Below are 13,946 nucleotides of genomic sequence, written 5' to 3'. Positions count from 1 at the left end.
GGCTCCCGGCGTCCGCGTCCTTCTCGGAGAGATCACGTGAGAATGGTCCGACCAGCGGCGGCCATGATGTCCGTCCTGCTGCTCTCGTTGTCGTCGCCGGGCAGCACCCCGGCGGCGTGGGGGGCGTCCGCCTCCCCGACGTCCGTGACCGCACCCGCCACGGCGGAGGACCCGCCGTGGGCCGGGCCTGGAGCGTCCGGCCCTGACCTGAGTCACGGCAACCGCACAACCCCGCCGGCCGGACTGCCGGACTGGTCCCGCGCCGGATACCGAGGCGGCCAGGAGCTGCCTGAGGGCGATGCGGATCTGACCGACGACGCCTCCTGCCGCATCTCGCCCGAAGAGCTCGCCTCCTCCTACAGGGTGACGGCGGACGACGGGACCGACGACACCGCCGGACTGCAGAAGGCGATCGACCACATCAAGGACGACTGCTCGCCGAACGCCAACTTCAACCGGCTCTCGCTCATCGAGCTACCGGCAGGCCGGATCGACATCACCCAGCAGATCTACGTAGATGCCGGATTTCTGATCGTACGGGGCAAGGGCTCCGGCGACGGCGGCACCCGGCTGGTGTTCAGGCCCGGCCTCCAGACCCGCTACGACCAGGTGATCAACGGCCGGTGGGACCAGGAGAGCATGATCGCCGGCACCGCCCCCGACGTCGGCAACGGCGGCTGGATCTGGCCCGGGCGTGGCATGTTCCGCGTCCAGACCCGGGAGGTGGCGACCCGGTACAAGGACGACTGGGAGCTGGCCTCCAGCCTGCCCATGCGCAAGGATCTGTACGAGGGCAGCGTCAACCAGCACTGGGCCGCCGGCTTCAAGGTGGCCGCCGCGGCCGATGACCCGGGCTTCTCGGCACGAGCGGGAGGCACGGTCGTGCGGCTGGACGCGAAGGCCGACATGACCAGGTTCAGGCCCGGCGGCTATGTCTGGGTGGGCGCGGCCAACAGCAGGAAGTTCTACGCGCAGCAGGGCATCACCGAGCAGAGCATGATCGAGGCGCTCCACATGCGGCAGGAGATGTTCCGGCTCAGCCGCATGGACGCCACGGCCAAGACGATCACGCTGGACCGGCCGCTGAGGTGGGACCTGCCGGTGAACTCCGAATCGGACGGCTCCGAACCGCTGAACGGCGGCGGCCCGTACGCCAGCAAGGTCACGCCGCTGAAGGTGGTCGAAGGCGTCGGGTTCGAGGACTTCTCCTTCACCCAGGACATGAACGGCCTGCCGAAGATCGGCGGCCAGGAGACGTACGCGCTCACTCCCGAGCAGGCCGTGCACAACTACGGCAACCTGGCGCCCGAGTACGCCATGCACGGCATCGTGTTCAAGTGGGCGGCGAACAGCTGGGCGCGCGGGCTCAAGGCCACGATGACCGGCTCACACCCGATCGTCACCGAGGTGGCGCGCAACCTGCAGATCGAGCGCAACAGCTTCGACGGCGCCTGGAACAAGGGCAAGGGCGGCAACGGCTACCTGCGTGGCAGCCGCGTGTGGGACTCGTTGTGGGCGCACAACCTCAGCCGCGACCTGCGCCACTTCACCTTCCAGTGGTCGGCGGGCGGCAACGTCGCCTTCCGCAACGACCTCGACTCCGACCTGAACCTGCACGGCGGCTGGGAGCACGACAACCTGTTCGAGCAGAACACGGTGCGAGTCCCCTACGAGCACCGCTCGGCCAGTTGCTCCGCCAACTGCGGTGGCGAGGGCGGTGAGATGGACGCGGGCACCTGGTATCCGATCTGGTGGGCGGCCGGGCCCAAGGCGGGCAAGTGGGCCGGCTCCTCCGGGCCGCAGAACGTCTTCTTCGACAACACGCTGAGCAAGCAGACCACCGCCGGCGGGCCGTTCGAGCCGTACCGGCCGTACGGCGCCCAGGCCGGCACCGCCTTCCAGTTCGGCTCGGACGGCTCCGACCCACGCGCGTTCCTGCCCCTGAGCCAGAACGGGCAGGCGATCACGGACTGGACCGGACGGGAGACCCTGAACTACCAGGGCAACGGAGTGGCCGCCCTCGACGTGGGACACCGGCGGTCGCTGTTCCTCCGCGACACCGGCGGCGAGCTTCCCCCACGCGACCCGAAGCTCGTCGAGATCAAGGCGGCCACCTGGAACATGGCCGGCGCGTCCTCGCCGCAACAGGGCGACAGGTACGCGACCGCGCTGCCCGCTCTGCACACCCGGGAGAGTCCTCCCAGGGAGAACGACCTCCTGGCCCTGCAGGAGACCGGCTATCCCGCCGACCGGCACTATTGGGGCAAGGACACGATCGCTCAGACCGACTACGTCAAGAGGATGCGCGACGGCAGCACGAACGCGCCTCCCGTCGAGGAGATCTGGCTCAGCCGAACCAGTGGAGGCCGCGGCGGAGGTTACCTCTATTGGCTGAACACGAACGTCGACACCGGTTCCGGCAACCCGGAGAAGATCAATCTGGCCGTCTGGACGCGGCGAAGTGTCCGGAGGGACGAGATATTCGTCGTCCCCGGAGCGACCCGGAACGGCGTTCACGAGGGCAAGTCCCGTCCCGCGCTCGGCGTCAACTATTGCGGGGTCGTCTACTTCACCTGGCACGGGGCCGCGGCAGGCGGCACGGACAACGTCACGATGCTGCGGAACATCAGGAGTCATATGCAGACCGCCGGCCCGAACGGGCAACCGCTGCCCTGGGTGGTCCTCGGCGACTTCAATATGGAGGCTTATGGGCAGACAGGATTGTTGACCGCCCTCGGCGACGACTCCCGTCAGTTCGACGTACTGCCCTCCAGCGGGCCCACCCGGCCCGTCACGGGACGCACCATCGACTACGCCGTCACCCAGAACGGCGTCACCCCGGCGCTCTACAGGGGGTACGGGTTCGGGACGCCGATGACCGACTTCGAGATGTCGGACCACCTTCCCGTCGAATACGACTTCTCCTATCTCACCGAGGACCAGCGGTGCACGACGTCCCAACCGGCGCGGCAGGCGAAGGCCGTTCCGCGAACGACGCAGAATCTCCGAAGCGCCTCCAGCACCCGCTCCCCCTACCCTTCGGGTGCGGGGACGCGGCCCGGCAGCAGCCGCCTCAAGACCAGGACGTTCGCCCGATCCGAGCAGAGCGCGCACAATTTCCGGTTCCTGGCCGCCGGTGACGACCCGGGACACTATCGCGTGCTGCACAGCTTCACGCGTACCTATCTGGGCCAGGAATCCGGACTCGCCGACGCGCCGGTGATTCTCCAGGGCTCCGACGACGGCGACTCCCAGCTGTGGCGATTGCTCGACATGGGAGACGGCACCTGGATATTGCTGAACAAGGCCACCGGCCAGGCGTTGACCGCCCTGGATCGCGCTGACGGCGAAGAACTGGTGGGTCGTGACCTCGCCGACGAATTCGATCCCGACCAGCGCTGGTTCCTCCAGGACGCCGAGAACGAGGCGCTGGACGTCGATGAGATCGTCACCGGCGCGGGATCGGCCATGACCGTACAGGACTCCGACCCGGAACCGGGCACGCCGGTGGCGCTCGAACCCGACAGCGACGATTCCGCGGAAGAATTCATGCCCGTATACGCCGACAAGACCGAGGGATATTACTGCTACTACCTGGTCCACAAGGGACTGTATGTCAATTCAACGGCCACCAACCCCGCGGTCGGCGACGGCAACCTGCTCACGCTGAACGAATTCCGTCCCAATGACGGCGGCTACATGTTCTGCACCCCACCGGCCGACAGGCACGCCTCGCAACTGACGGCGGTGGGCCAGTACGACGCGCGGGGCCGCTTCCTCAACCTCGGCACCGCCGGCCCGGGTCTGCTGGCGCTGAGCGCGTCCTACGGGCTCACCTGGAATTGGAAAGCCATCGCAGGCTGACCGCCGGCGGCGTTCCACCGGCAGCCTCGTGGCTGCCGGCGGGAGCGTGATCACAACGAGCAGTCCCGCTCCCGGTGCTCGTCGAGCGCGCGGAGCACGTCGGCGCACGCCTGCGCGAAACCGGCCAGCCGCTCTGGGCCGAGCACGTCGATGAACAGGGCGTGCACCAGCTCGGTGTGCTCGGAGACGGCCTTGTCGATCGCCGCGGAGCCCTTGTCGGTGAGCCGCACGTCGGGATAGCGGCGGTCGTCGGCGTCCACCCGCTCGACCAGCCCGCGCTGCGCCATCCGGGTGAGCTGGTGGGACAGGCGGCTCTTCTCCCACTGGGTCGCGGCGGCCACCTCCGCGACGGGCATCACCCGCCGCTCCGACTCCGCGAGCCGGACCAGGACCTCGAAGTCGGCCGCGGACAGGTCGCACTCGCGCTGCAGGTGCTGCTGCAGGTGTGAGCCGAGGTGCTTGGCCATTTCGATGTACGTGCGCCACATCCGGTCGGCCTCGCCGATGTCCTGCTCCCATCCCATGACGCCCACTCTACCGGTTGCTTGACGTATCAACCTGGCGCTGTATGGTAGACCGGGTTGATACATCAACCTGAACACATGAGGGGACCGTTTCCGTGAGCGAGCAGCAGATCATCGCCGTGGTGGGCGCGACCGGGGCGCAAGGAGGCGGGCTGGTCCGCGCGATCCTCGACGATCGCGGCGGGCGGTTCGCCGCGCGAGCCCTGACCCGGGACCCGGGTTCGGCGCGGGCCAGGGAGCTGGCCGCCCTGGGGGCCGAGGTCGTGGAGGCCGATCTCGACGACGCGGGCAGCCTGCGCAGGGCCTTCGACGGCGCGCACGGCGCCTTCGTGGTGACGAACTTCTGGGAGCCGCGCACGCCCGAGGAGGAGCGGGCACGGCCCGCGACCACCAAGGAGCGGGAGCAGGCCGGCAACGCCGCGCGGGCGGGCCGGGAGGCCGGCGTCCGGCATTTCGTCTGGTCCACGCTGTCCGACACCCGCGGCTACTTCCGTCCGGACGACGGGACGCCGAGCTTCGGGGGCACGTACAAGGTGCCGCACGCCGACGGCAAGGCCGAGGCCGACCGGTTCTTCCTGGAGTCGGGCGTGCCCACCACCTTCCTGCAGGCGAACGTCTACTACGAGGCATTCCGGGACATGTTCGCGCCCCGGCGTGACGAGACGGGCGCACTGGTGCTGCCGCTCGGGTTCGGCGAGGCGAGGGTGGCCGCGCAGGCCGCGGAGGACGTCGGCAGGACCGCGCTGGGGATCTTCCGCCAGGGGAACGGGATGGCCGGCAGGCGGGTGAGCGTCGCCGGGGCCGTGCTCACCGGCGCGCAGTACGCCGCCGCGCTGAGCCAGGCGCTCGGCGAGCCCGTCACGTACCAGGCGGTCAGCCCCGACATGATCCGGGCCGCGGGCTTCCCGGGCGCGGGCGAGGTCGGCAACATGCTCCAGTACCTGGTCGCGGCCGCCCCCGACATCGCCGAGCTCATCGACTTCGAGCTGCTGCGTGCACTCAATCCGCGGCTGCAGACGTTCGACGCGTGGCTGGCCACCCACCGGGACACCATCCCGCGCTGACCGGCACCCGCCCCGCCCCGCACGCGGCCGCCCCGGCTCACATGCAGGCATTCCGCCGAACCCACAGCCTTTCCATGGCGACGGTTCTCGCGGGCACGCCTCTCCCGGCCGCCTCACCCGCCGGCGCCACGGCGACCAGTTCCCCGTGCGGACCGGACCCTGGCCCGACTGGCACGCTCCCACCATCAATCGAACCGGCTTCGTCCCAGCCCACACGCGATCGCTCCGGCCTGGGCCGTCCTCCAGCGACCACGGCGAGCACGCGTGTGTCGCTCTCGGTCAACGGCCGCCTGGCGCCCACCGCCCTGCCGTCGAGCAGCGCGCCGCCCTCGTCAGCAGGTGAACTTGCCCATGCGCTCGCCGGCGGCGCGTGCCCGGCCCCGGTCGATCTCCTTGGTCATCCGATCGACCAGGTCGGCACGACGAGACGCTGCCGAGTCGGCCAGGAGTCATCGGCCGGCACCTGTCGTGGTCCCTCGGACTCCGTGGTCAGTGCGCCTGGTCGGCGAGGTCGGCCAGGTCCTCGTCGGTCAGCTGCAGGGACGTGGCGACGACGTTCTCCTCCAGGTGGGCGAGCGAGCCGGTGCCGGGGATGAGCAGGATGTTCGGCGACCGGGCCAGCAGCCAGGCCAACGCCACCTGCGGCACGGTCGCGCCGTGGCGGGCGGCGACGGCGTCCAGGCGCTCGGCCGTGAGCGGCCGGAACCCACCGACCGGGAAGAACGGCACGTACGCGATGCCCGCCTCGGCGCAGGCGTCCACCAGCGGGTCGTCCTCGCGCCTGGCCAGGTTGTAGAGGTTCTGGACGCAGACGATCGGCGCGATCTTCTGGGCCTCGGCGAACTCGGCGGGTGTCACGTTCGAGACGCCGAGGTGGCGGATCAGCCCCTCCTCGCGCAGCGCGAGCAACGTCTCCAGCGGACCGGCGAGCGGCGTCCCGGCGCGGTCGAGGTCGCCCATGCGCAGATTGACGACATCGAGGCGGTCCACGCCGAGCGAGCGCAGGTTCGCCTCGACGCCGCGGCGCAGGCCGTCGGGGGTGAGGCCGGTCTTGCCCTCGGCGGGCAAGGCGAGGTCAGAGCCCTCGACCAGCGCGCCCACCTTCGTCACGATCACCAGGTCGTCCGGGTAGGGATGCAGCGCCTCCCGGATCAGCTCGTTGGCCGCCACGCCGTCGCGAGCGTAGTAGTGCGAGGTGTCGATGTGGTTCACGCCCAGGTCGACGGCCCGGCGCAGGACGGCGAGCGCGGTGTCCCTGCTGGGGCGGTCGCCTTTCGGCCAGCCGGTCAGCTTCATCGCGCCGTACCCGACCCTGGCGACGCTCAGGTCGCCGCCCAACGCCCATCGTCCAGTCGTCATGATCACCCATTCTAGCGGTGATCAGCGTCCGGGGCCGGGGGCCCGCCGCAAACCTGGGCCCCGAACGAGCCCAGCACCCGGATGAAGACCATGATCCGCACATCTTTCGTGGACGTTCCAAATCGCTTCCAAATGCCTTCCAAACACCCAGGAGCAGCCTGAACACATCGCAACCGATGAAGGAGCGGGAACAGATGAGCGTCAACACCCAGGACATGGAGATCGTCCACCGCGTGCTCCGCCGTGAGTCGCGGCTGCTGGTGGAGCTCGTCGCGGCCGTCGCCCCCGGTGACACCGCTCGCGCCAGGGTGATCGCCGGCCACTTCCGCGTCTACCGGCTGGGCCTGCACAACCATCACGAGGGCGAGGACGAGCTGCTGTGGCCGCCCTTGCTGTCCCGGGTGGATCTGGAGGCCGACGTCGTCCTGCGCATGCAGGCCCAGCACGAACGCGTCGCGGCCACCCTGACCAGGCTGGACGCCGCGTTCCCCGCCTGGGAGGCCACCGCGGGCGCCGACGAACGCGACACCCTGGCGGCCGCCCTCTGCGAGCACCGCGCGGTCCTGCTGGAACACCTTCATGACGAGGAGGCCACCCTCCTCCCGCTCGCCGCCAAGCACATCACCCGACAGGAGTGGGCCTCCCTGGGCGACCACCTGGTGCACAACACGCCCAAGCTCACCCTGTTCACGCTCTTCGGCGCCGTCCTGGAGGACGCGAACCCGGCCGAGCGCGCCCTCGTCCTCAGCGGGCTGCCCGCCCCGGTCCGCGTCATCTGGCACGTCATCGGCCGCCCCCGCTACGCCCGCCACATCCGCCGTGTCCGCGGCTGAACCCTGCCCGTCCGTACATACAAGGAGAACGACCATGTCGCTGAAGAAGCTCAACACCGTCCTGGCCACCGCTGTCGTCCTGTTCACCCTCTACCTCGGGTTGTCCTTCGTCCTGCCCCTCGAGCCGTCCTTCCCGGGCCTGCCGAACTGGCCTTCTGGCGACAGCGGCTTCCCCATCGTGAAGAGCAGCCGCGAGATCGCGATGGGCCTGGCCATGGGCGTCCTGCTGGTGACGGGCCACCGCCGCCCGTTGGGCTGGGTCCTGCTGATGGTGGCCATCGCCCCGTTCGGCGACATGGTCAACGTCCTGGCCCACCACGGATCCACGGCCGCCGCGCTCGGCGTCCACGGCCTGACCGCGGCGCTGATCGCGATCACGGGGTGGCTGATCCTCCGCGAGGCCGGCGCCACCCCGGCGACCACCCCGGCGACCGCCGCGCAGTCCGCCTGACGTCCGCATTTTCTGACAACTCGACAAGGGAGACGACAATGACGACCAACGATTTGCGCGGTGTCCTGAAGGGGCGCGTGCTCCTGCCCGGTGACGACGGCTTCGAACAGGCGGCCACCGCGTGGAATCTGACCGTCAGGCAGCCGGTGGCGGCCGTGGCGGAGGCCGCGGACGCCGATGACGTGGCGGCGCTCGTGCGTTACGCGCGGCGGGCGGGCATGACGGTGACCGCGCAGCCGAGCGGGCATGGCGCCTCGGGTGATGTGGACGGCCTGATCCTGTTGCGTACCGGCCTGCTGAACGACGTGGAGATCCGCCCGCGGGAGCGCGTGGTCCGGGTGGGCGCGGGCGCGAAGTGGGGGCAGGTGCTGGCGGCGGCCGGTCCGCTGGGGCTGACCGGCCTGTCCGGCAGCGCGCCGGGGGTCAGCGTGACCGGTTACACCCTGGGCGGCGGCGTCGGCTGGTTCAGCCGCAAGCACGGCTTGGCCTCCGACAGCGTGCGGGCCATCGACATCGTGGACGCCGACGGCGAGCCGGGCCGGGTGACCGCCGAGTCCGACCCCGACCTGTTCTGGGCGCTGCGCGGCGGTGGCGGGGACTTCGCGGTGGTGACCGCCCTCGAACTCGACCTGTATCCCGCTCCGGTCCTGTACGGCGGGCGCGTGATCTGGCCGGAGCACCGGACCCGGGAGGTGTACGACGCGTTCCTGGAGATCACCGCCGAGGCGCCGCGTGAGCTCAGTGTCTGGATCAACCGGCTCCAGCCCCCCGGCGCGCCGCCGATGGTGACGCTGGACCTGGCCTATCTGGGTGAGGCGGCGCAGGGCGAGGACCTGCTGGCACGCATCGACAAGATCGAGGGCGCGATCTCCGACAGCCGCGGCGTCGTCCCGATCGCTGATCTGGGCAGGATCGCCGCCGAGCCCACCGATCCGGTCCCGTCCATCGCTCGTGCGGAGCTGCTCACCGGCCTGAACGCGGACACCGTGGAGCTCCTGCTGGCCAAGCCGATCGAACCGCTCATCAACGTGCAGATCAGGCACCTGGGCGGGGCGCTCGCCGAGCCGGGCGGCGGGGCCGGTGCGAGCGGCGCGGTGGCTGAGCCGTACCTGCTCGGACTGGTGGGTCTCGGCCTGCCGCACGCGGCCGACGCGACGCGCGCCAAGCAGGCCGAGGTCGTGGCCGACCTGGAGGCGTACATCAGCGGCCGCAAGCCGTACACCCTGCTGTCCCCCGGTGACACGGCGGCGCAGTCCTTCTCCGGCAGCGCGCTCACGCGGCTGCGAAAGATCAAGCGGGCCCGTGACCCGCACAACGTGTTCCGCGCGAACTACCCGGTGCTCGGATAGATCGGTTCCCAGCGGCTGATGGCCCCTCCGCCCACCACGGCGGCGGGGCCGCACCACACCCGCGTGACAGATGTCGCCCTACGGCGACTGGACCGGCCCCGTCTCGTGCCCCGTTCGCAGACGGAGCTCCAGGACGTCCTCCCGGCCGAAGACCTGCCCGGTGGGAACGAACCCGGCAGAGGTGTAGAGCGCCCTGGCCGCGATGTTGTCGCCACGCACTCCCAACCGCAGCACCGGTGCGTCGAACGCGTCCCGCACATGGGCGATGACCTGTTGGAGGGCCGCTCGGCCCAGCCCCTTCCCCTGGTGATCCTTGTCGATCATCAAGCGATAGAGCCAGATCTGGCCGTCATCGGGATCGGGGCCGTACATCGCGAAGCCCACGGCGCGCTCATCGTGCATCACCGCACGGGTCACGAAGCCCGGCAAGAACCGACTCTCCGCAATCGAGTACAGGTTCGACGCGATGAGATCAGCCTGGTCGTCAGCCACCCTCAGCTCGGCCACCGCTTCCCAGGTCTCCTGGCACAGGTCGTCAAGGCGCACACGAATCGACATGGATCCTCTCTATCGGATCATTGCGCAGACCGTCCTGCGAATATCACCGCGATCAAGCGCGGGTGACCATTGCGCGAATCGCCGCACGTCACGCACGGATGCCGGACAGACCGACCTTGGAGACGCCGGGGAGCCCTGGCAGCGCGGAGGCGCCCCGGACAGCGCCGCAGATGGCTCGCCGGAGCCTTCCGCCGTTCGGCAAGAAGTCGCCCAGCATTCGCTTTCTCCCCACGCAAGCCGTCATGCTCCTCTGCGAGCGTGACCAAGGGCCGCAGGTTCACCTGCTCCGCCCCACTTCGTGCGCAAGCTCATGGGCCACCCGAGAACGACGCACCAGGTATTCCAGATGAAAGGTATGTCCCATGTGCCGCACCCATGCACACTCCCACAGCGCACCGGAAGGAACGGCCGCGTTCGCCGACCTGTCCGTCTCAGAGACCGAACTGTCGCCCGCCGACCTCGGCAGGCGCCGTTTTCTGCTGAACAGTGGGCTGCTCGGCATCAGCAGTCTCGGCGTCACCGCTCTGGGAGGGCTGACCACGCGTCCCGCCGCCGCAACCAGCGGAGGCTCCCGCGCGCTCCACTGGCTGGCCGGCGACCATCACGTTCATACGCAGTACAGCTACGACGGCATGTACACCATTGAGCAGCAGGCTGCGGGCGCTCTCAAGCATGGCCTGGACTGGCTGGTCATCACCGACCACGGGCACGCCGCGCACGAGAAGTTCGCGGTCGAGTCCACCTATGCCGACATCGTCACCTCCCGGGCCAAGCACCCTGAGCTGCTGTTGTGGCAGGGGCTGGAATGGAACGTTCCCGGGGGCGAGCACGCCACGGTGTTCTTCGACGGTGCTCGCGATGAGATCCAACTGCTGCGCGCGTTCGAGCGGCTCTTCGACTCCAGGATCAACGGCACCGGCGCCGGCAACCCGGCGAACGAGGCCAAGGCGCTGGAGGCGCTCGCCTGGCTGGAGACCGCGCTGCGCACGGGTTCGGCGAGTTCCGCGCTGTTCCTGATCAACCACGTGATGCGACGCGGCAGATACTCCCCGCGTGACCTGCGCACCTATCGCGACAAGGCGCCGAACATCGCAGTCGGCATGGAGGGCGCGCCTGGCGCCCAGAACGAGCCCAGGGCCCGCGGCGACTTCAACAACACCGCCGACGCCAACTCCTGGGCCGGCTGGCGGCCGGAACACTACCCGACGTACGGCGGCTTCGACTCCATGACCGGCATCCTGGGCGGCATGTGGGACTCGATGCTCGCCGAGGGCAAGGGCTGGTGGATCACTGCCAACTCAGACGGCCACTTCTACAACGGTGACACGACCGTCGAACCCTCCCGACCTGCTGACTGGTACGACCAGCACGGTAGATACCCCGATCCCGTCGACGGCGGCGTCCCGCTGCGGCACGCCGACTTCTGGCCCGGTCAGTTCAGCCGCACGGTTGTGGGGGCGACCTCACGCAGCTACGGCGCGGTCATGGAGGCGATCAAGGCCGGGCGATCCTGGGTGTCGATGGGCGGCCTCATCGACGGGCTGCACGTCGACGCGCACGCCCCCGGCAACGCCCCGGCCACATTCGGCGGACGGCTGTCGGTGCGGCGCGGCGACGACGTCACCATCACCATTTCCGTCGATCTCGCCGGCCGTCCCAACGCCAATGAAGAGATCCCCCGGCTCGCCCGCCTGGATCTGATCCGCGGTGCGATCACCGGGCCGGCCGCCGACCTCGACGTCTTCACCGCACCGGACGTGAGTGTGGTCGAGTCGTTCATGCCGAAGGGCAAGGGCCGGGTCGCCCAGTTCCACTACAAGTTCCGCGACGTGCGCGAGCCGTTCTACTTCCGGCTGCGTGGCACCGACGGCAGGCGCAGCGCTCCCGGCGGGATGGAGCCGGCGGCGGACACGGGCCGCAACGAGAACCCCTGGCACGACCTCTGGTGCTACACCAATCCCACCTTCGTAGAACTGAGATAGGACGGTGCTCATCTCGGCGCCCACGGGCGGCGTACCCATGCCGGAGCGCCCGCGTCCGGAAGGGCCCGCTAACATCGGGGTCCCCCGGTCCCGCCTCGCGGATGCCCCACTGCGACGGACGCCCGGCCGACCCGCCACGGAGCCCGCGTGCCCACGATCGACCCCCGACGTCTCCTCATCCTCCGTGCCTTCGTGCTGTCCGACTCTGTCACCGCGACCGCGGCGGCGCTGCACCTGACGCCGTCCGCGGTGTCGCAGCAGCTCGCGGCGCTCGAGCGCGAGGTCGGTCACGCGCTCGTCATACGCTCGGGGCGCAAGCTGGTGCTCACGCCGGCCGGGCGCATCCTCGCCGGGCACGCCGAGGAGATCAGCTCCCGGCTGAAGATCGCCGAGGCCGACCTGGCCGCGCACGCCGGCGGTGTCCTCGGGCAGCTCCGGATCGGCGCCTTCCCCACGGCGATCAGCTGGCTGGTGGCACCCGCCATCGTCGAGCTGCGCCGCCAGGCCCCGGGCGTCGACGTCACCGTCGTCGACGCGGAGGCGCACATGAGCCACCGCATGCTGATGCGCGGCGACATCGACGTGACCGTCAGCATGGAGTACGAGTCCGACCCCGAGCGCGACTCCCCCGACATCGTGAAGTTCCCGCTCTACATCGAGCGGTTCAAGGTCGTCCTCCCCCAGGCGCACCCGCTGGCCGGCGAGGAGGGCATCGGGCTCACCCAGCTCATCGAGGAGGGCTGGATCATGCCCTCCCCCGGTAATCCGTGCCGCACGATGGTGCTGCAGGCGTGCGCGGAGCTCGGCTTCCACCCGCCGATCAGCCACGTCTCGGACGACTACCGCGCCGCGCTGGCGCTGGTCGCCGCCGAGGCGGGGATCTGCCTGGTGCCGGAGTCCGCGCTCTCCGCCCGCGACGCCGAGTGGGTGACGATCCTGCCGACGCGCGGCATCGCGCCGCTGCGCAAGGTGATCATGACGACGCGGCGCGACAACCAGGGCCACCCCGTCGTACGCGCGGGGCTGGAGGCGATGCGGGCCGCTGTGTCCGAGCCGGATTCGGAGGTCTACGGCCCGCTCGCGCGGTCCGACACCTTCAGCGTCGAGTGATGGCTCCGGCCGGCGGCGCGTTCTCGCGGAGGAAGGCGTCGACGTGCCGGTGGTACTCCTCCGGCTTGTCGCGGCGCACGCAGTGGTGTGCGCCCTCGATCACGACGACGTCGAAGCCGGGCGCGACGGCCGTGAGCCGCTCGCGGGAGTGCTTGTCGACGATGACGTCGCCGGTGCCGGTGACGAGCAGCGCCGGCACGCCGGCCGGGCCGACCGTGATCTGCCGCGCGGTCGGCGTCCAGATCCGGCGCTTCTCGTGGACCCGCTGCTGCATGTAGTCGATGTCGACGGCCTTCATCGCCTCGGCGAGCGGGCGCAGCTCCTGCTCCGCCCAGTGGGGGTTGAGCTCGCGCTGCATGTCCACGAGTTCCTCGACCGACGCCGTGTCGGCGTAGTCGAAGGGGTCCTTGGTGGTCTGCTCGACGCTGAGCCACGGGTTGGGACCGGCCTCCGGCACCCACCACGGCGGGTCCTCCAGCACGACGCCGGCCACGAGGTGCGGGGCGTCGGCGGCGACGAAGGCGGCGATCCGCGCGCCCATGGAGTGCCCGACGACGAGCGTCTTGCGCCCGGTCCCGTCGAGCATGTCCTTGAGGATGTCGATCGCGTCCTGCACCATCACGTCGGTGGACGGAACGCCCTCGTGCTCGGGCAGACGGCCGGGCGACTCCCCGTGGCCCCGTGCGTCCGGCGCCACGATGTGGTAGTCGCCGCCCCAGCGGTCGACGGCGTCACCGTAGCATGCGCCGGACTCCACGGCGCCGTGGAGGATGAGGATGGCAGGCGCATCTGCTGCGTCCCGCCCATACTCTCGGACGAACAGGTCTGTTCCCACGTGTCCTCATTCACTGC

At 70.0% G+C, this 13,946-nt stretch carries 11 protein-coding genes; 7 read left to right on the top strand and 4 right to left on the bottom strand.

Annotation, left to right across the window (positions count from 1 at the left end; all coding sequences use genetic code 11):
• The first annotated feature begins 42 nt into the window (after positions 1-42).
• Positions 43-3,864, top strand: coding sequence for an RICIN domain-containing protein (locus AB0C33_RS36545; RefSeq protein WP_358296009.1), 3,822 nt, complete (start codon positions 43-45; stop codon positions 3,862-3,864).
• Between the two features lie 50 nt (positions 3,865-3,914).
• On the opposite strand, the gene AB0C33_RS36540 is transcribed toward AB0C33_RS36545, so the two are convergent.
• Positions 3,915-4,388: a MarR family transcriptional regulator gene (locus AB0C33_RS36540; protein WP_358296006.1), complete on the bottom strand. Its 474-nt coding sequence runs from the start codon at positions 4,386-4,388 to the stop codon at positions 3,915-3,917.
• Positions 4,389-4,483: 95 nt separating this feature from the next.
• On the opposite strand from AB0C33_RS36540, the gene AB0C33_RS36535 reads away from it, so the two are divergent.
• A complete protein-coding gene (locus AB0C33_RS36535; RefSeq protein ID WP_358296003.1) occupies positions 4,484-5,452 on the top strand; it encodes an NmrA/HSCARG family protein in 969 nt (322 codons plus the stop codon).
• A gap of 489 nt (positions 5,453-5,941) precedes the next feature.
• Here the strand turns inward: AB0C33_RS36535 and AB0C33_RS36530 are convergent, their stop codons facing one another.
• A complete protein-coding gene (locus AB0C33_RS36530; protein WP_358296000.1) occupies positions 5,942-6,811 on the bottom strand; it encodes an oxidoreductase in 870 nt (289 codons plus the stop codon).
• A 194-nt stretch (positions 6,812-7,005) separates the two neighbouring features.
• Between AB0C33_RS36530 and AB0C33_RS36525 the strand changes: the two genes are divergently transcribed.
• The 3 genes from AB0C33_RS36525 to AB0C33_RS36515 are packed head-to-tail and all read left to right on the top strand — an operon-like array spanning position 7,006 to position 9,444.
• Entirely contained in the window at positions 7,006-7,644 is a 639-nt protein-coding gene (locus AB0C33_RS36525; protein WP_358295997.1) for a hemerythrin domain-containing protein, read from the top strand.
• A gap of 34 nt (positions 7,645-7,678) precedes the next feature.
• On the top strand, positions 7,679-8,095 hold the full coding sequence (locus AB0C33_RS36520; RefSeq protein WP_358295994.1) for a DUF4267 domain-containing protein: 417 nt from the start codon (positions 7,679-7,681) through the stop codon (positions 8,093-8,095).
• Positions 8,096-8,133: 38 nt separating this feature from the next.
• Positions 8,134-9,444, top strand: a complete 1,311-nt coding sequence (locus AB0C33_RS36515) for an FAD-binding oxidoreductase (protein ID WP_358295991.1) — start codon at positions 8,134-8,136, stop codon at positions 9,442-9,444.
• A gap of 78 nt (positions 9,445-9,522) precedes the next feature.
• Here AB0C33_RS36515 and AB0C33_RS36510 read toward each other — a convergent pair whose 3' ends face one another.
• Positions 9,523-10,002, bottom strand: coding sequence for a GNAT family N-acetyltransferase (locus tag AB0C33_RS36510; RefSeq protein WP_358295988.1), 480 nt, complete (start codon positions 10,000-10,002; stop codon positions 9,523-9,525).
• 362 nt (positions 10,003-10,364) lie between these two features.
• Here AB0C33_RS36510 and AB0C33_RS36505 point away from each other — a divergent pair, with 362 nt between their 5' ends.
• Both AB0C33_RS36505 and AB0C33_RS36500 read left to right on the top strand, forming a co-directional pair.
• On the top strand, positions 10,365-11,984 hold the full coding sequence (locus AB0C33_RS36505; protein ID WP_358295985.1) for a PHP domain-containing protein: 1,620 nt from the start codon (positions 10,365-10,367) through the stop codon (positions 11,982-11,984).
• A 147-nt stretch (positions 11,985-12,131) separates the two neighbouring features.
• Entirely contained in the window at positions 12,132-13,094 is a 963-nt protein-coding gene (locus tag AB0C33_RS36500) for a LysR family transcriptional regulator (protein ID WP_358295983.1), read from the top strand.
• On the opposite strand, the gene AB0C33_RS36495 is transcribed toward AB0C33_RS36500, so the two are convergent.
• Positions 13,081-13,929, bottom strand: coding sequence for an alpha/beta fold hydrolase (locus AB0C33_RS36495; protein WP_358295981.1), 849 nt, complete (start codon positions 13,927-13,929; stop codon positions 13,081-13,083). The two genes, AB0C33_RS36500 and AB0C33_RS36495, sit on opposite strands and share 14 nt — an antisense overlap.
• Positions 13,930-13,946: the final 17 nt, after the last annotated feature.

It is taken from the genome of Nonomuraea sp. NPDC048881, from assembly GCF_040649795.1.
In the GTDB taxonomy this organism is placed as follows: domain Bacteria; phylum Actinomycetota; class Actinomycetes; order Streptosporangiales; family Streptosporangiaceae; genus Nonomuraea.
This window is presented reverse-complemented; position numbering and strand designations above follow the sequence as displayed.

What these genes read in the sequence shown, in the direction of transcription:
- AB0C33_RS36510 (WP_358295988.1), bottom strand. Translation starts at nt 10,002, where the DNA reads ATGTCGATTCGTGTGCGCCTTGACGACCTGTGCCAGGAGACCTGGGAA.
- AB0C33_RS36515 (WP_358295991.1), top strand. Translation starts at nt 8,134, where the DNA reads ATGACGACCAACGATTTGCGCGGTGTCCTGAAGGGGCGCGTGCTCCTG.
- AB0C33_RS36520 (WP_358295994.1), top strand. Translation starts at nt 7,679, where the DNA reads ATGTCGCTGAAGAAGCTCAACACCGTCCTGGCCACCGCTGTCGTCCTG.
- AB0C33_RS36525 (WP_358295997.1), top strand. Translation starts at nt 7,006, where the DNA reads ATGAGCGTCAACACCCAGGACATGGAGATCGTCCACCGCGTGCTCCGC.
- AB0C33_RS36545 (WP_358296009.1), top strand. Translation starts at nt 43, where the DNA reads ATGGTCCGACCAGCGGCGGCCATGATGTCCGTCCTGCTGCTCTCGTTG.
- AB0C33_RS36530 (WP_358296000.1), bottom strand. Translation starts at nt 6,811, where the DNA reads ATGACGACTGGACGATGGGCGTTGGGCGGCGACCTGAGCGTCGCCAGG.
- AB0C33_RS36505 (WP_358295985.1), top strand. Translation starts at nt 10,365, where the DNA reads ATGTGCCGCACCCATGCACACTCCCACAGCGCACCGGAAGGAACGGCC.
- AB0C33_RS36540 (WP_358296006.1), bottom strand. Translation starts at nt 4,388, where the DNA reads ATGGGATGGGAGCAGGACATCGGCGAGGCCGACCGGATGTGGCGCACG.